This is a genomic window from Streptomyces sp. NPDC003077, from assembly GCF_040611095.1.
Taxonomy (GTDB): Bacteria; Actinomycetota; Actinomycetes; order Streptomycetales; family Streptomycetaceae; genus Streptomyces.
Genome location: NZ_JBEXNM010000054.1, coordinates 1 through 17,373, shown reverse-complemented (window position 1 = coordinate 17,373; position 17,373 = coordinate 1). Strand labels below are relative to the sequence as shown.

Sequence of the window (17,373 nt, the reverse complement as noted above, 5' to 3'; positions counted from 1 at the left end):
CGTCGTGCTGCTTCGCTCCCTCGTGCGGCTCTGCTCCGTCGTGCCGCTTCGCCTCGTCGTGCCGCTGCGCTCCGTCACGCCGTCCGTCTTCGCTGCCGCCGTCCCCGTCGGCGCCCCCTGCCGTGTCACGGTCGCGGTCGGCGCGCGTCCGTGACACCGGGGACGCACCGGGCTCCGCGGACGTGCCGTGCCGCTCTCCGACGAGCCTGCGCCCGCTTCGCCCCCTGCGGCAGGGGCCGAACAGCGCTCTCCGACGAGCCTGCGCCCGCTTCGTCCACCGCGGCAGGGGCCGAACAGCCCCGGCCGCGTCCCGCTCTCCGGACTCGGTGACCGGATTCCGTCCGCCGCGCTTCTGGCACCGGTGCGGGTACCGCGGGAAGGTGGATCCATGGACCCATCGTCCGCGCGTTCACCCCGGGCCCGGCCGTGTGCCGCACGGCTCCCCGTACGGTGACACCGCACTCCGGCCGGTGCGCCGGAAGACGAAGGCGGCCCGGACGCCCCACAGGAATGGGGGACACGCCCCACAGGGGACACTCGCCCCACCGGCCCGAAGCGTCCCCGGACGAAACGGATCAGCGCGACACCGCACGGCCACGGACCACGGCCGGACCCGGCGGGCACGAGGCACCGACACCGCCGGGCCGCCCGACGCGGCCCGGCGAGCGGACGGCACCCCGGCCACGGCGGGCACGCGTCGGCACCGCACCGCCGGAGCGTCCGCCCGCGCCGGGGCGGAGCCGCGACCTCCGCCCGGCGATCTCCGCCACGTCCGGACGGCGGCCGTGCGCTCGACCACACGCCACCGGCCACCCTCCACCACCGGGATGGACGCCATGTCGGACGCCACGGGCGGCACTCCACCGCCACCGCTTCCCTCGCTGCCGCAACTGCGGCTCGACGAACTGCTGGAGGAGCTCCAAGCCCGCCTGGACACCGCCCGTACCGTGCAGAGCCGGATGCACGGCCTGCTGGAGGCGGTGCTCGGGGTGGGCCGGACCCTGGAGCTGTCCACCGTGCTGCGGCGGATCGTGGAGGCCGCGGTGGTGCTCGCCGACGCCGAGTACGGGGCGCTGGGCATCGTGGAGAGCGGGGTGCGGCTGAGCGACTTCCTGCCGGTGGGCATCAGTGAACGGGACGCCGCGCGGATCGGCCCGCTGCCCTCGGGCCACGGCATCCTCGGGGAGCTGATCCGGCACCCCGAACCACTGCGCCTGGCCGACCTGACCCAACACCCGGCCAGCCACGGCTTTCCGCCGCACCACCCGCCGATGCGGACCTTCCTGGGCGTGCCCATCCGGGTGCGCGAGGAGGTGTTCGGCAACCTCTACCTCACCGAGAAGCGCGGCGGTGTCCCGTTCGACGCGGACGACGAGGCGGTGCTGACCACGCTGGCGGTGGCGGCCGGGGTGGCCATCGACAACGCCCGCCTGTACCGCGAGAGCGTGCGCCGCGAACGCCGGCTGGAAGCCCTCGGAGAGATCACGCGGGCGCTGCTCACCGGACGGGGCGCGCAAGAGGTGCTGGATCTGATCGCCGATCGCGCGCGGGAGGTGATGGAGGCGGACGCCTCGGCGGTGCTGCTGCCGACCGGGGACGGGGAGACGCTCGTGGTGAAGGCGGCGCACGGGCAGGACGCGGCGGCGGTGACCGGCACGGCCGTACCGGCCCACGGCTCGTTGGCGGGCCTGGCCGCGCGGACCGGGCAGCCGGCGGTCAGTGCCGACGTACGCTCCGATCCGCGCGCCCACGCCCTTCCCGGTCCGCGGGCCCATCAGGGACCCGTGATCGCCGTCCCCCTGCCCGTCGACGAACGTGCCTCCGGGGCGCTGCGGCTGAGCCGGTCGGCGGGCCGGACGCCGTTCACCGATGCCGAGGTGGAGCTGCTCTCCGGCTTCGCCGCCCAGGCGACCCTGGCCCTGGAACTGGGCCGCCACCGTGCCGAGTCCGAGAAGCTCGCACTGCTGGACGACCGCGATCGCATCGCCCGCGACCTGCACGATCTGGCCATACAGCGGCTGTTCGCCACCGGCATGACGCTGCAGAGCGCGGGCCGCCTCATCGACCGCCCCGAGGCGGCCGACCGGGTGGGGCGGGCGGTGGACGACCTGGACGAGACCATCAAGATCATCCGAACCACCATCTTCGCCCTGCGCACCGAACACGATCGCACCGACGCCCCGCCCACTGTGCGCCGCCGCGTCCTGGACGTGGTGACGACGGCGGCCGAGTCCCTCGGCTTCATGCCCTCGCTGCGCATGGACGGCCCGGTGGACACCGACGTCCCCGAGGAGGTCGCCGACCACCTCCTGGCGGTCCTCACCGAGGCGCTGAGCAACATCGCCCGGCACGCCGACGCCCGCCGCGTCGATGTCGCCTTGGACGTGGGGGAGGAGACCGTCCTGTCCGTCACCGACGACGGCGTCGGCCTGAGCGGCGCGCCCGGCGGCGGCGGGCTGGACAACATGCGCTCGCGTGCTGCCCTGTTGGGCGGCACGTTCGAGCTGACCGTCCCCACGGCAGGCGGCACCGGCGTCGTATGGCGGGTACCTACGACGCGTGCGCAGACGAACCGCCGGACCGGCCCCGGCCGTGCGGCGCCACCGCCCCAGGGACGCCCGGACAGGAAACCGCCGACGTCCCGGCAGGAGACGGCTGTCCCGCCTCCGGAGCGTGAAGGGCGACCTGATGCCGCATCAGGGCACGGAGAAGACCGGCCACGAGAACCATGAGGCACGGGCACAGGTCTGCCGGGGCCCGGAGCCGGGCGGCCGACGGTGCGGGCGACTCCGGGCGCGGGGCTCAGGCGCCCAGGAAGCGCCGGAGGGAGGCCGTCATGCCGGTCACGAAGGCGTCCCGGGTCCGGTCGGGGACCAGGTCCAGGGAGAGGTAGGGGTTCAGGTCCTCCAACTCGACCAGGAGCAGGCCGCCTTCGCGCGTGCGGCAGGCGTCCACGCGCTGGATGCCGTGGTCGAGCGTGTTCCAGTCGATGAAGCCGCGGGCGAAGCGGAGGTCGGCGTCGGTCGGCTCGTACGGTTCGAGGACCCAGCGCCGGGCGGGGTCGGGGGCGTACAGGGCGTACTGGAAGGTGTCGTCGACGTAGTAGAACGACACCTCGTAGCGGAAGTCGACACGCGGCTGGACCAGGATGTCGCCGTAGGCGAGATCACCCAGCCGGTCTCCGGGGACGAAGGCCAGGCCGATGGAGTCCGCGCCCGCCTTCGGCTTGACCGCGTACCGCTCGGCCTCGGGCAGCAGGCGCAGGTCCTGGGGCCGGTCGATGGTGGGGATGACCGGGTGCCCGGCGGCGGTCAGGTCCAGCAGGTACTGCTTGCCGGCCATGTCGCCACGCCCGGTCAGCGGGTTGTAGACCCGGGTGCCGCGTGCCAGGGCCCGTTCCCGGAAGGCGTCGTATTCCCGCTGGTAGTGCAGGACGGGGCCACTGTTGCGGACCACCACCGCGTCGAAGGCGTCCATCAGACCGGCCGCGTCCAGCGGGTGGCACAGCGCGATGCCGAAGGTCTCGCGCAGCCGGGACGTCAGGAAGATGTCCTCGTCGCAGTACCGCCGCCCCCGGGCCTGGTAGGCGAGGTCGGTCACGAACAGAAGGCGGGGGCGGGCGGGCACGGTGCATCTCCTTGAACGGTGGCCGTCAGCCTATCTGTGCAGGTGGGACGCCCCGTGAGCGGGTCCCCGGCCCGCCCGGTCACTCCCGGGCGGAGTACCGGCGGCTCGGACGGACCGGACCCCGGCCCCCGGACCAGGCGGCCAGGGACGGCGGAGGAAATCCGGACGACCCGCGGTCTGCCTACCGGGTCCCCTGCCGGCGCCGAACCCGCCGCCGGACCTGCCACCGAACCTGCCGCCGGACCGGCTGCCGGACCGGCTGCCGGACCCGCCGCCGGACGCTCCGACCGAGCGGCCGTCTCCCGTTCGAACTCCACACAGGTGTCCGACCGGTGTGGGAGCATGGGACGCTGTGAAGAGACTGTCCATTCGGTCCACCGCCGTCAACGCAGTCATCGCCGTCGTCGAGCCCGGGTGTCCGGTGCCGTACGACCAGTCGTTCCTGGATGCCACCCGCCCCGCGCGCGGAGCGGACCGCACCCAAGTCGACGGCTTCCGCATGCCCGACGCGCAACAGACCTCCGGCCCACAGCCGCTCCGCACCTGATGCCGGACGAACGCACCGCGCGAACGATCGACGTGACGCGCCTTCCCGAGGATGTCGTGGCACTCATCGACGACCTCGGCCCCGGCGAACGCCTGGCCATCACGCGGGACGGCGAGCCGATCGCGACGATCTCCGGCACACTCGGCGTCGTCGTCAGGACCGGAACGCCGGACTCGGACGACGCCCTCGAAGAGCCGCCGAACACCCGCGAGAACGTCACGGTCGTCGCGACCGCGATGAAGCTGTCGGCGTCGGCGCGGGCATCGCTGTCCACCCAACTCGGTTCGGACTACATCGTGCTCGACCTGCACGAGGCTCCCCCGACGGCCGACGTCCTGCTGGTGCCGCCGGTCAGCCCGCAACTGATCGGCGGCCTCCGCTCGATGTTCCCCGAGGCGCGGGTCATCGTCACCGAAATCGAGGACGACGAGCTCGGGATCAGCTACCACGGCCCCATCCGCCGCCTGCTCGACGCGGGCGCCGACGCGTACCTTCCCCCGACGACCGTTCCCCGCCTGGCGGGACAGCTCCACCACACCCTCACCCAGCGCCGCGAACTCACCAACGGCACCGCCGAGCCACGGGAAATCGAACCCCTCAGGGGACACCAGCTCCCCGAAGGAGGATGACCCGCGCCCGAGACCTCAGCCCGCCGGTGCGCTCGCTTCCGCGTGACGCCTTCTCGGCGGGGCCGCGCCTCATCCCTGTCCCTTTTCGTCCCGTCCCGTTCGGCCCGTGCTCCATGGGGTGGTGAGCTCGGCTCGGACGGTCTTGCCGCTGGGTGGGTAGGGGACGCAGTCCCAGTGGTCGGCGAGGGCGGTGACGAGCACCAGGCCGCGCCCGTCGGAGTGGAGCGTGTCGGGGTCGGCGTCCACCGGAGGGATCTGCGGCCACCGGTCTCCGCGAGCGTCGGTGACCTCGACGCGCAGGTGGATGGCCGCCGGGTCGAAGGCGAGCGTGAGCCGGAAGCACCGGCCGGGCAGGCGCCCGTGGAGGGCGGCGTTGGCCGCGAGTTCCGCGACGACGAGTTCGGCGCGCTCCGTGAGGTCCTGCGGAGCACCCCAGGTCCGTAGCTCGGTCACGGCGAGGAGCCGGGCGAGCCGGGCGCCGCGCCGCGTGGACGACAGGAGCTGCGTGAACGTGCCGGTGGGGGAGCCGACGCGGGGCGTTGCTGAATTCATGGCGTCAGAGTGGCCGTCGGTCGCGGACGGGGGCGAGTACGGAATCCCGTACGCAAAGTCAGCGTACGAGCACGAAGAGTGCACGGTACGCAGGATTTTCCGTCACGCTGGGTGGTGAGCGCCGGGCGGCGTGAGGAGCCGTCGCGGTGCGGTACGGAGAGGGGCAGCGGATGGACATCGACGACATCGACGACATCGGCGACATCGACGAAATCGGCGCAGGGGAGGCGGCCGGGTGCGGCGACGCGCGGGCGGTTCCGGCGGGGGAGTGCGAGCGGGAGCCCCACCCCTCCGACAGTCTGCGCACGTTCGGCGCCGTCGTCCAGGCACTGCGCGAGCACGCGGGCCTCAGCCGGGCCGAACTCGCTGTCCTGGTCCGGTACTCCAAACACACCGTGGAATCGGTGGAGTTGGGGCGCCGCATGCCGGACGAGGCGTTCGTGGACCGCGGGGAGGAAGCACTCGGCAACACCGGCGCCCTGCGGAAGGCATCCCGTTTCCTCACCCGGGGCGAGGCGGGCCTCGCGGCGTGGTTCCGGCGGTGGGCCCGACTGGAGCGGGACGCGGCGAGCCTGTGTACGTACGAGTGCCGGCTGGTGCCGGGGCTGTTGCAGTCGGAGGCGTACGCGCGGGCGGTGTTCGAGGGCACGATCCCGCTGCGGACGGACGAGGAACTGGAAGTGCAGCTCGCCGTACGAATGGAACGGCAGGCGATGCTGCGTAAGCGGCCGACGGTGCCGTTCAGCTTCATCGTCGAGGAGCACGTGTTCCGGCGGCGGTTCGGGGACACGAAGGCGATGCACGAGCTGGTGGATCACGTTCTTGAACTCACCGCACCGCGCAACGTGACGCTTCAGGTGGTGGCGTTGGAGGCTGGGCTGCATACATGCCTGGATGGGCCGGTGCAGGTCCTGGAGACCTCGGAGGGGCGGCGGCTCGGGTACTCCGAGGGACAGCAGAACGGACGTCTGATCTCCGACCCCAAAGAGGTGAGTCTGCTCTGTCATCGCTATGAAACACTGCGCTCGCAGGCCCTGAACCCCAAGGAATCCCGGGACCTGTTGGAGCGACTGCGAGGAGAGCTATGAACAGCGGTACGACGGAACTCGCCTGGTTCAAGTCCAGCTACAGCGGCAGCCAGGGCGACAGCTGTGTGGAGGTTGCGATCGCTGAACAGTCCGTTCATGTACGGGATTCCAAGGATGTGAGCCGTCCGGCGTTCGTGGTGGGTCGTGAGGGCTGGGAGCAGTTCGTGCGGTTCGCGTCCGGGCGCTGAAGCATCCACGATGTGTGAGTGGTGTGTTCCCGTTCGCTCCGGCGGCCTGCGGTACGCCGTCGGGAGCGGACGGAGACCACCAAAGATCAGCTTGACCGGAGCGATTGCGAGGAGAGCGATGGGCTGCGGTATCGCGGAACTCGTCTGGTTCAAGTCCACCCACAGTGGCACCCAGGGTGACGACTGTGTGGAAGTTGCGATCGTTGAAAAGGCCGTTTATGTCCGGGATTCCAAGGACGTGAGCCGTCCGGCCTTCACCGTGGGTCATGCGAGCTGGGCGCGGTTCGTGCGTTTCGTGTCGGGGTGCTGAAGCGTCCGGGGGCGATTACGAGGAGAGCGATGAACATCCGTACGTCAGAACTCACTTGGTTCAAGTCCAGCTACAGCGGCACCCAGGGCGACAGCTGTGTGGAGGTCGCGATCGCTGAACAGGCCGTTCACGTTCGCGACTCCAAGGACGTGAGCCGTCCGGCCTTCACCGTGGGGCATGCGGGCTGGGCGCGGTTCACGCGGTTCGTGTCCGGGCGCTGAGGGTCCGAAGAGCAAGGTGTGTCGTCTGCCGGAACAACGGCAGACGGCACACCTTCCTTTTTGATCGGCGGCGCGCTCAGGGCATGGCCAGTTTCCACCCACGCTGGGAGCCCTGTCGTTGACCGGGCCGGTTACCAGTCGGTTGGCTTCGTCTGCCGATGGGTGGGGCCGGGCGTACGGGCCGATGGGAACGCAGGGGAGGGCTGGTCATCGTGGGACGGGTGAACGGCGGGAGCGCGAGACGGTGGCGGGTGTGTGGGGCCGGTGGGCTCGCGGTGGCCATGGTGCTGGCGGGGGTGGCGGCTCCGGCGAAGGCGGCGGCTCCGAGGCAGGACGGCATCGTCCAGTTGGACCTCGGCCTCGACGGGGCCCAGCCCAACGGCTGGTCGCGGGTCTCCCAGGTGAGCGCCGACGGCAGATATGCCCTGTTCATCTCCTCGGCGTCCAATCTGGTGCCCGGCGACGTCAACGGCGACTACGACGCGTTCGTCCGGGATCTGCGCACCGGGCGTATCGAGCAAGTCAGCGTCGCCGACAACGGTGAGCAAGTGGGCGCGGGAGAGGCGGCCATCAGCGCCGGTGGCCGGTACGTGGCGTTCAGCTCGGTCGTGGCCCCCGGCGGGCCGGGGTCGCCGGACAGCAGTAGCTGGAAGATCTTCGTCCGGGATCGGTGGACCGGGCACACCGAGCAGATCACCACCGGCGCCGGAGACTTCGAAAGCCCCGCCATCAGCGGGAACGGCCGCTATGTGGCGTACACCTCGGACCAGCGCCACATCCACGTCACCGACCGCTGGAAGAAGACCACCCGGCTGGTCACGGCCGCCCCTGACGGCTCCCCGGCCGACCAGCGGTCCGACGAACCGGTGATCAGCGCGGACGGCACCACCGTCGGCTTCCGCTCCCGGGCCACCAACCTGTTGCCCCGCGCTCAGGCCGCCACCGTCGCGGCTTCCCGATCGGCTCCGCCCCGTCACCCGTTCCACTTCTACACATGGAACGCGCGCACCGGCCGCATCCAGGGCGCGAGCATCGACCCCGCCGGCGCACTGCGCGAAACGCTGCTGCACGCGACACTCAGCCCCAACGGGCGATACGCGCTGTTCAGAACCCGTGAACGGAATGGGGCGGACTCCGATGCCACGCACGACGAGCTCTACGTCCGCGATCTGTGGCGGGGGAGGACCACGAAGGCCGCCCGCCCGTTGCCGGGCACCCAGACCGTCAGCGACATCTACGGCGGCACCATGACGGCCGACAACCGCTGGGTCTTCTTCGCCTCGGGTGCCGACAACCTGGCGCCCGGCGACACCAACCGGGACCCGGACATCTTCCGGCGCGACCTGTGGACCGGCCGCACCACGCGGATCGACATGACGGAGAACGACCCGGTTCTCACCTGGTCGCCCGACTCCCTCACCACGGACAGCCGCGGCACCGTCGCGATCTTCGACAAGGTCGGCAAGGTCTACGCCCGCCGGCTACCGCGCTCCTGAGCTTGGCGGCCACCGCCACCCCTGAATTCAGAGCGCCGGTTCCGGCCCGGCCGGGCTCCGTGGCCCGGCCGTCTGGCTGGGGCGCTGGTCCGAACGGGGACCATGGGGCGTCGTCTGTGGGCACTGCCTCTGTCACCAGACCCACATCGCCGTCGCGTCGGTGCGGCCCCGCTCGTCAACGCCGATCAGATGCGCTGCTTCAGGGCCCACGCGTGATGCATGATCCAGGGGGATGGCGAATCGGTGTTCCTCGACGAAGTCCACGGCGAGGATCCGATCCGGGTCCAGCTCACAGCCGACGACGGTCTCGCCGATATAGCGGCGCATGAGCTCCAGCGACCCCGGCCCGGGGAAACGCCACGCGCGGCCTCCGTGTGACCCGAAGGGGTCGCTCAGGGCCCGCAGGATCGGTCCGTCGAAGTGCAGCTCGACGTAATCGCGCACGAAGCACACGGCGCTCACCTCCCGGCCTGTCAGCAGCCGGAGCGGGTCGTCCGAGTCGTTGGTGATCTTCATACCGGCTCATGCTGCCAGAGGCCCTGTGCCGATCGGCGACGCTGTGCTGAACGGAGACGCTGTGCTGAACGGAGACGCCGCGGGGGGACGACGTGCTGTTCGGCGTCTACCTGCTGTCACGGGTCCTTTCAGTTGGCCGCCGCCTTCCGCTTCGGCAGCAGCACACGAACCGCTTCGAGGCTCTACCGACCGGTACCCCGGCCGACCCTGAAACCCGACACGGACCACAACCGAGACACGCCCTCGACGCCGCCGCGCAGGAGGCGGAGCCCTCATAGCATCGGCCGGGGCCTTTCCCTTCGGCACCGCCCCGTCACACGACGACTATTCGCACACGACGACCGTCCAGCATCCAGACATCCCGAGAGGTTCACCCGTGCACCGCTGGCTTTCCGAACGGCGCCGATCGGGGGTCAGCCTGGCCATCGCGGCGTGCGCGGCGCTCGTCCTCCCCAACGACAGCGTGGTGCGGATCTCGGCGGTGGATGTCGGCGTGCTCGTGCTCTTCGCCTACCTGCTTCCGTACCTCGCGATCACCCTGATCGCCTTCTTGAACGTCGCTCCGGAGCAGGTCCGCTCCTGGGCGCATCGCGAAGCCCGCGGCACGTTCATGCAGCGGTATGTATGGGGGACCGCGCCCGGGCCCGGGGCGTCGCTGTTCATCGCGGCCGGGGCGCTGGTGGTGGCGGTGCTGTGGCTTCCCGGCCACCTCGGCACCACCTTCTTTGCTTTCCCGCGCACGCTGGTGGCGCTCGCCCTGGTCGTCGTCGCCTGGGTCTGCGTGGTCGTGGCCTTCACCGTCACCTTCCAGGCCGACAACCTCGTGGAGAACGAGCAGGCCCTCGACTTCCCCGGAGAAGGGACTCCGGCCTGGGCCGACTACCTCTACTTCGCCTTGGCGGCGATGACGACGTTCGGCACCACCGACGTCAACGTGACCTCACGGGACATACGGCGGACCGTGGCGGCGAACACCGTCATCGCCTTCGTCTTCAACACCGTCACGGTCGCGAGCCTGGTGTCCGCACTGGGCGGCGGCTAGCACCCCGACGGGAACGATGCGGCTCGGCGCACAGCACACCGTGCTCGTCCCCGCTGCTCAGCTGCCGGCCCAGCCGCCGACACGGCGCGGGCGAAGAACGGGAAGTCTGCCCGCTGGTGACCCTGTATGACCTACCGGGAAGCGCCGCTCCATGTCATTCGATCCCCTCTGCCGGTGCCCGGCCCCCGGCGGACGGCGGTGATGCGGGCGGCGTCGGGGAGCATGCGGGCTCGGTGATGTACCTCGGACATCACGCGGCCTCCTCGGGCGCCCGGGGCTCGGGCATCCCCTTCCGCTCGGTCATCGCTGCCGAGATGCGGGTGTTGCCCAGCCAGCGGAAGAGGAGAGGGCCGAGTGCGACCACGATCGCGCCGGCGATGAAGAACGGCCAGGACAGGCCCAGCGCGCCGGCCAGGAGGCCGCCGGTGAGCGCGCCGACGGCGGAGGCGCCCGTCGACAACGTACGGAAAACGGCGGTGACACGGCCCAGCATGTGAGGGGGGATGAGCCGTGCTCGCAGGCTCACGGAGACCACCGACTGGGTCATGACGACGAAGCCGTCGAGTGCCATCAAGGCGCTGAGCGCCACCGGGTGACCGGCCAGGCCGAACGAAACGGTCGCGAGGCCCGACACGACGGTCGTCCACAGCAGCGTCGTACCGGGGCGGGTGAGCCCGCTGATCCGATCGCCGTACACGCCGCCGAGGAAGGCTCCGACCGCTCCTCCCGCAAGCACGAAACCGTACGTCGCGGCCGTCGCGTCGAGCCGCTCGACGACGGTGAGCGACAGCAGGCTATAGGTCGCCGAACTGGCCAGGTTGCCGACACTGAGCAGTACGCACAGGGCGATGAGCAGGGGAGACCGGGCAAACCCGCGGACGCCTTCCTTCAAGTCCGAGCCGAAGGAGGCCGTCACACCCTCGTGGGCTCTTTTCCGGCGCATGGCGGGCAGCAGAAGCATCAGCCCCAGCGCCACGGCGTAACCCGCCGCGCCCAGGGCGAACGGTGCCGCGATGGCGAGCGCGAACAACCAGCCTCCCAGAGGCGGGCCGACGAAGCTGTTGGCGACGACATAGGTGGCCTGTAGCCGGCCGTTCGCCCGCTCCAGTTGGTGGTCGGCAACGATGCTGGGAACGAGCGCCGATGACGTGTTGTCGTACAGGGTCTCGGCCAGCCCGAACAGGAGGGCCGAACCATAGAGCATGGCGATGTGGACATGATCACCGACCAGTCCCACCGCCAGTAGCCCGACCCCGACGGCTCGCGTGAGGCTGGCTATGCGAAGGAGGAGGACCCGGTCGACGCGGTCGGCCAAAGTCCCCATGGGAATCGACATGAGCAGCCAGGGCACGTACTGGACAGCCGTGATGCCGGTGATGGCAACCGGATCTCGTGTAAGGGTGAGGGCGACCAGCGGTGTGGCGGCTTGCAGCACGCCGTCGGCGAGATTCGACGCGGCGGTCGCCGACCACAGTCTTCGAAACCGTCTCCATGCGACGCGGTCGGATGTCGGATCCACCAACATGTGCCTCCTCAAGGCGAGTAACAACAGTCACGTGATCACTGGCGAGCAAATCTAGGCGTCGCGACAGGACCATGGCGACGCCTGCGCGACGAACCCATGCGGATGCGGCGGGGCTTGCCTCGGCCTTCGGCTTCGCGCGCACCGAGCCGCTTCTCCCCTGCCCCAGGCGAGCGGCGCCGGGCCCACGCCCTGCCCCGCCGCCCCGCCGCCCCGACGCGTACGCCGCGTACGCCGCGCTCGACGTGGCCGCCCGGGAGCGCGGCCCGCGGCTCACCCGTGCCGGATGATGCCGACGTGCGCGGACACTGCTGAGTTGGCGAGATGACCGGTCGTTGGGTTGTCCGTCCTTTTGGCATCGCCGTGGGCTCGGTGCGCTTCGCGCTGGGAGCCGTCGGGGACGCGGCCGATGCGGTGGTGCGCCTGGTGCTCGCCGCCGTCGCCGACCGTCTCGATCTCGACGCGCTGGTTTCCCGTGTCGATGTGGACCGGATCGTCGACCGGGTGGACGTGGACCGGGTCGCCGATCGGGTGGACGTGGACCGGATCGCCGACCGGGTGAATGTGGACCGGGTCGCCGCCCGGGTCGATGTCGGGTCGATAGCCGACCGGGTGGACGTCGACCGGATCGCCGACAAGGTGGACGTGAACCGGGTCGCCGACAAGGTGGACGTCGACCGGATCGCCGACCGCGTAGACGTCGACCGGATCGCCCGCCGCATCGATGTGCGGGCGATCGCCGCCCGCGTCGACGTGGACGCCATCGCGGCGCGGATCGACGTCGAGGGGGTGATAGCACGGGTGGACCTGGTCCGGCTCACCCGGGAGGTTCTGGAGGAGATCGACGTGGGCCGGATGGTCCGCGACACGGGGGCCGGGATGGCCGGTGAGACGGTCGACCTGCTCCGGCTGCGGAGCATGCGCGCGGATCAGGTGGTCAACCGGTTCGCCGGCCGGTTGCTGCGCAGAGGGGGCTCGGCCGACGGTGACGGGTCCGGTGCCGGGTAAGGCCATGACGTCCGGTGGCCAGGGGCACCGCGCGTTGGGGGATGTCGCGGGGGTCGTCTCCCGTGGCCTCGCGGCCGTCGTCGACGCGTTGGTGGTGGCCGGGGTGGGGCTCGTGGTGCAGGTCGGTGTCGGCTGTGTACGGGTGCTCGTGACCGGGCCGCCGTTCCGGCTGCCCGATCCGCCCGCCTGGCTGACGGGTGTGGGGGGCTGGGCCATCGCCGTGCTGTATCTGGGAGGCGGGTGGTGGGTGGCCGGGCGGACGGTGGGCGGTGGGCTGATGGGGCTGTGGGTCGTCGGCCGGTCCGGACGGCCGCTCGGCGTCGTGCGCGCCCTGCTGCGGGCCGCCTTGTGTGTGGCGTTCCCGCTGGGCCTGTGCTGGGTTCCGGTCAGCAGGAGGGGGGCCTCGGCTCAGGACCTCGTCGTCGGCAGTGTGGTGCGGTACGACCGGCTCGCGGCGGGCGGGGGAGCCTGGCCCCGGAACGGGCCGGGTCGAGGGGCGTCGGCGGGCGCGGACGCCGCCGGGTCAGTGCGGCGCCGGCTGCCGGGGGAACAGCGCGGCGGCGACGAGACCGCCGCAGCCGACGACCGCCAGCACGATCAAGGCGGCGGCGTACGAGCCGACGGCCAGGTCGGCGACGAGGATGGTTCCGGCGATCGCCGTGCCGAGCGAGGACCCGAGGTTGGACACGCTGCGCGACAGGCCGGAGATCTCGCCCTGCTGCTCCTCGGGGAAGCTGGACTGCACGACGTTCACCGACGGGGTGAGCATCACCCCCAGGCCCAGGCCGATCAGGAGCAGCCCGGGGGTGCTGGCCCAGGCGCTCTGCGAACCGCTCGCCACGGCGATGAGGGTGACGATGCCGCAGACCGTCATGGCGAATCCGGTCATGACCAGGGCCCGCGGCGTGCGCCGCTTGGCGAACCGCTCGGCGGCGAGCGAGGACGCGAGGAGCCCCGCGGTGGCCGCCGTGAAGATCACTCCGGTCTGGATCGCGTCGTAGCCGCGGACGACCTGGAGGTAGGCGGCCACCACGAAGGACACGCCCAGGAGGATCAGCCACTGGAGGTTCTGCGTGAGGAGGCCGAGATTGGAGGTGCGGTCGCGGAACAGGGCCGTCGACAGCAGCGGTTCGGCGCCGGAGCGCTCCTTCGCCCGTATCCACCGGAAGAAGCCGGCCAGGACCAGGAAGCCGAGCAGCAGCAGCCCCGCCATCAGCCAGGCGTTGTCGTCGGCGGCCAGGATCCCGGCGACGACGAGGACGAGGCCGACGGCCGACAGCAACGCCCCGCCGATGTCGAAGGGGCGGGTGGGCTCCGGGGGCAGCGGGTCCGCGATCCGGCGGCTCAGGACGACGATCGCCGCCACCACCAGCGCCTGGAAGACGAAGGCCGCCCGCCAGCTCAGCCCCGAGGTGATGAGCCCGCCGATCAGCGGACCGGCCGCCGCGCCGATGCCGCCCATCGCCATGATCGCGCCGAACGCGCGGGCGCGGGCGGCGGTGTCCGTGAAGTAGAGCGTGGTGAGGATGTAGACCGGCGGGATGAGCAGGGCCGTGCCGACGCCTTCGAGGATCGAGTTCCCGAGGATCAGTACGCCGAGGCCGGGCGCCGCCGCGCTGAGCAGCGCGCCGACGCCGTAGACGGCCAGCCCCACCACCAGGCACCGCTTGCGGCCGAAGAGGTCGGTCAGCTTGCCGCCGGGGATCATCAACGCCGCCATGACCAGCAGGAAGATGGTGATCGCGAGCTGCACCCCCTGCACGGTGGTGTCCAGGTCCTCGCTGATGTCGTTGATCATCACGTTCATGTTGGAGCCGGCGAAGCTGCAGATGAACTGGGCGAGCGCGAGCGGCACCAGTACCTGCCGTGGCGTGCTCGGTGTGCGTCCGCTGGTCCCCGCGGCGGTGGGGGAGGGCGGTTCGGCCATTGCCTCGCCTCCGATCGCTCTCATACGGCGTACGGGCGGGCCGTCCGCCGGGCGCCGTTCATCGTCCCGGCCGGATGATCGCCCGTCGTCACCCGTCGGGGGTGACGACGCCCCCGGGCTCCCGGGAGCACCCTCGGCGCCGACGCGGGGCAATCCGCACCCGCCTCGGAGACGGAGGCCCGTCATGGCCACCACGACCAGCCCGCACCACCGTTCGCCAGGAGTCATGGCCGCCGCCAGCGGCCTGACGATCTTCGCTGCCGTGATGCTGTTGATTTCCGGGGTGCTCGATCTCTTTCGCGGGATCATGGGCATCGCGGAGAACGAGGTCTTCCTCAGCACACCGAACTACGTGTTCAAGTTCGACCTGACGGCCTGGGGCTGGATCCACCTGGCCTTCGGCGCGGTCGCCGTCGTCGTGAGCCTCGGCCTGTTCTCGGCGGCCACCTGGGCCCGGGTCCTCGGGATCGGCATCGCGGGGCTGCTCATCATCGTCAACTTCCTCACCATCCCCTACTACCCGGTCTGGTCGATCACCCTGATCGCGCTGTACGGGGCCACCATCTGGGCCCTGTGCGTGGTCCGCCGGGACACGATCAACGACTAGCCGGGGCGTGACCCGTGCCGGGCCGGACGGCACGCGCGGCGGACGAAGGGGCCCGGCGGATCGCGGAATCCGTCGGGCCCGCGCGGGGGAGCCGGGGTCGGAGACCGCTCCGGGGAACGACTCCGATCCCGGCACACGGGAGACGTGATGGCGCACGACGGTGACGGCCGGGCCGGCCGGATCATGGCCAGAGCGCGGGACGTGGCGCCCGGCCTGCGCACGCTTTCGGCCTACCGGCGCCGGTGGCTCGTCAAGGACGTCGTCGCCGGGGTCGTGCTGACCACGCTGCTGGTGCCGCAGGGCATGGCGTACGCGGAACTGGCGGGCCTGCCGGCGATCCACGGCCTGTACACCTCGGTCCTGTGCCTGCTGGCCTACGCCGTCTTCGGCCCGTCGCGCGTCCTCGTACTCGGGCCGGACTCCTCGCTCGGCCCGATGATCGCGGCGACGGTGCTGCCGCTGGCGGCGGCCGGGGGAGACAGCGGCCGGGCGGTGGCGCTCGCCTCGGCGCTGGCGCTGATGGTGGGCGCCGTCATGGTCCTGGCGAGCGTGGCCAAGCTCGGCTTCATCGCCGACCTGATCTCCAAGCCCACCATGATCGGCTACATGAACGGCCTGGCGCTGACCATTCTCATCGGGCAGTTGCCGAAACTGTGCGGCTTCTCGACGGACGCCGACGGGCTGATCGAGGAGATCCCCGCCTTCGTCCGCGGCCTGGCCGACGGGAAGGCGGTGCCCGCGGCGGTGGCGGTGGGCGCGGGCGGGGTCCTGCTGATCCTGGTGCTGCAGCGGTGGCTGCCGAAGGTGCCTGCGGTGCTCGTCATGGTGCTGCTGGCCATCGCCTCGACCTCCCTCTTCGACCTGGGCGAGAGGGATGTCGGCCTGGTCGGCACCCTGCCCACGGGGTTCCCGCCGCTGTCCGTGCCGCACCTGGAGATGGACGACATCGCGCCGCTGTGCGCGGGGGCGGCGGGTATCGCGCTGGTGTCGCTGGCCGACACCATCTCCAACGCCTCGGCGTTCGCGGCCCGCACCGGGCAGGAGATCCAGGGCAACAAGGAGATGACCGCGATCGGCGCCGCGAACCTGGCCGCGGGCCTGTTCCAGGGGTTCCCCGTCAGCACGAGCGGCTCGCGGACGGCCGTCGCCGAGCGGGCGGGCGCCCGCACCCAGCTCACCGGCGTCGTCGGCGCGCTGCTCATCGTCCTCATGCTGGTGCTGCTGCCGGGCCTGTTCCGCAACCTGCCCCAGCCCGCGCTGGCCGCGGTGGTCGTCACCGCGTCGCTGTCGCTGGCCGACCTGACGGGCACGGCGCGGCTGTGGCGCCGGCGCAAGACGGAGTTCCTGGTCTCGGGCGCGGCCTTCCTCGGCGTGGCGCTGCTCGGTGTGCTGCCCGGCATCGCGGTCGCGGTCGGCCTGTCGATCCTGAACGTGTTCCGGCGGGCGTGGTGGCCCTACAACACGGTCCTGGGGCGGGTGCCGGGACTGGAGGGCTACCACGACGTCCGCTCCTACCCGGACGCCGAACACCTGCCCGGCCTGGTGATCCACCGCTTCGACGCGCCCCTGTTCTTTGCCAACGCCACGGCGTTCCGCGACGAGGTGCTGCGCCTGGCCGGCGGCGATCCGCCGCCCCGGTGGGTCGTGGTCGCCGCCGAGCCGGTGACCGACGTGGACACCACGGCCGCCGACGTGCTGGAGGCACTCGACGCGGCGCTCGCCGAACGGGGCGTGCGGCTGGTGTTCGCCGAACTCAAGGACCCGGTACGGCGCACCCTCCTGCGGTACGGGCTGGCGCGCACCTTCGGCCCCGACCGCTTCGCTCCCACCGTCGAGGCCGCCGTCGCCGCGTACGCGCAGGAGAGCGGGGCGCGCTGGACCACCGGCGGACGGCACCGCCCCGGCACGGCGAAGGCGGGCGAGTAGGTCCCCTGTTCGTCGTTCGTCGTCCGTCGTTCGCCGTTCGTCGGAGTGGCGCCGCACGGGTGGGGGGCGCCCCTACCGCGGGGCGGTGGGTACCAACGCGCAACTCCGCCCCGCGGCCCCCCCCCCCCCCCCGCCCGAAAGCGGGCGAACCCGGGCGCCGCCGCGGG

General features: G+C 71.5%; 17 protein-coding genes and 1 pseudogene. 13 read left to right on the top strand and 5 right to left on the bottom strand.

The window, feature by feature from the left end; translation table 11 throughout:
• Nucleotides 1–836: 836 nt before the first annotated feature.
• Nucleotides 837–2,732 (top strand): GAF domain-containing protein, encoded by a 1,896-nt coding sequence (locus ABZX96_RS28405; RefSeq protein ID WP_355549857.1) that lies wholly within the window; start codon nucleotides 837–839, stop codon nucleotides 2,730–2,732.
• A gap of 70 nt (nucleotides 2,733–2,802) precedes the next feature.
• Here the strand turns inward: ABZX96_RS28405 and ABZX96_RS28400 are convergent, their stop codons facing one another.
• Complete coding sequence (locus ABZX96_RS28400; RefSeq protein WP_355549855.1) at nucleotides 2,803–3,627, bottom strand: hypothetical protein; 825 nt, start codon at nucleotides 3,625–3,627, stop codon at nucleotides 2,803–2,805.
• 352 nt (nucleotides 3,628–3,979) lie between these two features.
• On the opposite strand from ABZX96_RS28400, the gene ABZX96_RS28395 reads away from it, so the two are divergent.
• Entirely contained in the window at nucleotides 3,980–4,174 is a 195-nt protein-coding gene (locus tag ABZX96_RS28395) for a hypothetical protein (protein ID WP_355549853.1), read from the top strand.
• 56 nt (nucleotides 4,175–4,230) lie between these two features.
• Nucleotides 4,231–4,803 carry a hypothetical protein gene (locus ABZX96_RS28390; RefSeq protein ID WP_355549851.1) on the top strand — a complete coding sequence of 191 codons (573 nt, stop codon included), beginning with the start codon at nucleotides 4,231–4,233 and terminating at the stop codon, nucleotides 4,801–4,803.
• 69 nt (nucleotides 4,804–4,872) lie between these two features.
• Here ABZX96_RS28390 and ABZX96_RS28385 read toward each other — a convergent pair whose 3' ends face one another.
• Nucleotides 4,873–5,355, bottom strand: coding sequence for an ATP-binding protein (locus ABZX96_RS28385; RefSeq protein ID WP_355549849.1), 483 nt, complete (start codon nucleotides 5,353–5,355; stop codon nucleotides 4,873–4,875).
• A 203-nt stretch (nucleotides 5,356–5,558) separates the two neighbouring features.
• Between ABZX96_RS28385 and ABZX96_RS28380 the strand changes: the two genes are divergently transcribed.
• The 5 genes from ABZX96_RS28380 to ABZX96_RS28360 all read left to right on the top strand — a co-directional run bounded on the left by ABZX96_RS28380 (nucleotide 5,559) and on the right by ABZX96_RS28360 (nucleotide 8,658).
• Entirely contained in the window at nucleotides 5,559–6,443 is an 885-nt protein-coding gene (locus tag ABZX96_RS28380) for a helix-turn-helix transcriptional regulator (protein WP_355549916.1), read from the top strand.
• Entirely contained in the window at nucleotides 6,440–6,631 is a 192-nt protein-coding gene (locus ABZX96_RS28375) for a DUF397 domain-containing protein (protein ID WP_355549847.1), read from the top strand. Before ABZX96_RS28380 ends, ABZX96_RS28375 begins: the two co-directional genes overlap by 4 nt.
• 118 nt (nucleotides 6,632–6,749) lie before the next feature.
• Nucleotides 6,750–6,941, top strand: a complete 192-nt coding sequence (locus ABZX96_RS28370; protein ID WP_355549846.1) for a DUF397 domain-containing protein — start codon at nucleotides 6,750–6,752, stop codon at nucleotides 6,939–6,941.
• A gap of 29 nt (nucleotides 6,942–6,970) precedes the next feature.
• Complete coding sequence (locus ABZX96_RS28365) at nucleotides 6,971–7,162, top strand: DUF397 domain-containing protein (RefSeq protein WP_355549844.1); 192 nt, start codon at nucleotides 6,971–6,973, stop codon at nucleotides 7,160–7,162.
• A 221-nt stretch (nucleotides 7,163–7,383) separates the two neighbouring features.
• The gene (locus ABZX96_RS28360; protein WP_355549842.1) at nucleotides 7,384–8,658 is read left to right on the top strand and encodes a hypothetical protein; all 1,275 of its coding nucleotides are present in this window, start codon (nucleotides 7,384–7,386) and stop codon (nucleotides 8,656–8,658) included.
• A 132-nt stretch (nucleotides 8,659–8,790) separates the two neighbouring features.
• Here the strand turns inward: ABZX96_RS28360 and ABZX96_RS28355 are convergent, their stop codons facing one another.
• The gene (locus tag ABZX96_RS28355; protein WP_355549840.1) at nucleotides 8,791–9,174 is read right to left on the bottom strand and encodes a hypothetical protein; all 384 of its coding nucleotides are present in this window, start codon (nucleotides 9,172–9,174) and stop codon (nucleotides 8,791–8,793) included.
• 376 nt (nucleotides 9,175–9,550) lie between these two features.
• Here ABZX96_RS28355 and ABZX96_RS28350 point away from each other — a divergent pair, with 376 nt between their 5' ends.
• Nucleotides 9,551–10,216, top strand: a complete 666-nt coding sequence (locus ABZX96_RS28350) for a DUF1345 domain-containing protein (protein WP_355549838.1) — start codon at nucleotides 9,551–9,553, stop codon at nucleotides 10,214–10,216.
• A gap of 250 nt (nucleotides 10,217–10,466) precedes the next feature.
• Here the strand turns inward: ABZX96_RS28350 and ABZX96_RS28345 are convergent, their stop codons facing one another.
• A complete protein-coding gene (locus ABZX96_RS28345; RefSeq protein WP_355549836.1) occupies nucleotides 10,467–11,735 on the bottom strand; it encodes an MFS transporter in 1,269 nt (422 codons plus the stop codon).
• Between the two features lie 327 nt (nucleotides 11,736–12,062).
• Here ABZX96_RS28345 and ABZX96_RS28340 point away from each other — a divergent pair, with 327 nt between their 5' ends.
• Together ABZX96_RS28340 and ABZX96_RS28335 are read left to right on the top strand one after the other, a co-directional pair.
• Complete coding sequence (locus tag ABZX96_RS28340; RefSeq protein ID WP_355549834.1) at nucleotides 12,063–12,746, top strand: hypothetical protein; 684 nt, start codon at nucleotides 12,063–12,065, stop codon at nucleotides 12,744–12,746.
• Between the two features lie 4 nt (nucleotides 12,747–12,750).
• A pseudogene (locus ABZX96_RS28335) lies at nucleotides 12,751–13,149 on the top strand (RDD family protein); the annotation flags it as partial.
• Nucleotides 13,150–13,269: 120 nt separating this feature from the next.
• On the opposite strand, the gene ABZX96_RS28330 reads toward ABZX96_RS28335, so the two are convergent.
• Nucleotides 13,270–14,673, bottom strand: a complete 1,404-nt coding sequence (locus ABZX96_RS28330) for an MFS transporter (RefSeq protein WP_355549914.1) — start codon at nucleotides 14,671–14,673, stop codon at nucleotides 13,270–13,272.
• A gap of 184 nt (nucleotides 14,674–14,857) precedes the next feature.
• Between ABZX96_RS28330 and ABZX96_RS28325 the strand changes: the two genes are divergently transcribed.
• Nucleotides 14,858–15,280 (top strand): hypothetical protein, encoded by a 423-nt coding sequence (locus ABZX96_RS28325; protein WP_355549832.1) that lies wholly within the window; start codon nucleotides 14,858–14,860, stop codon nucleotides 15,278–15,280.
• Between the two features lie 147 nt (nucleotides 15,281–15,427).
• Nucleotides 15,428–17,206, top strand: coding sequence for a sulfate permease (sulP, locus tag ABZX96_RS28320; RefSeq protein ID WP_355549830.1), 1,779 nt, complete (start codon nucleotides 15,428–15,430; stop codon nucleotides 17,204–17,206).
• Nucleotides 17,207–17,373: the final 167 nt, after the last annotated feature.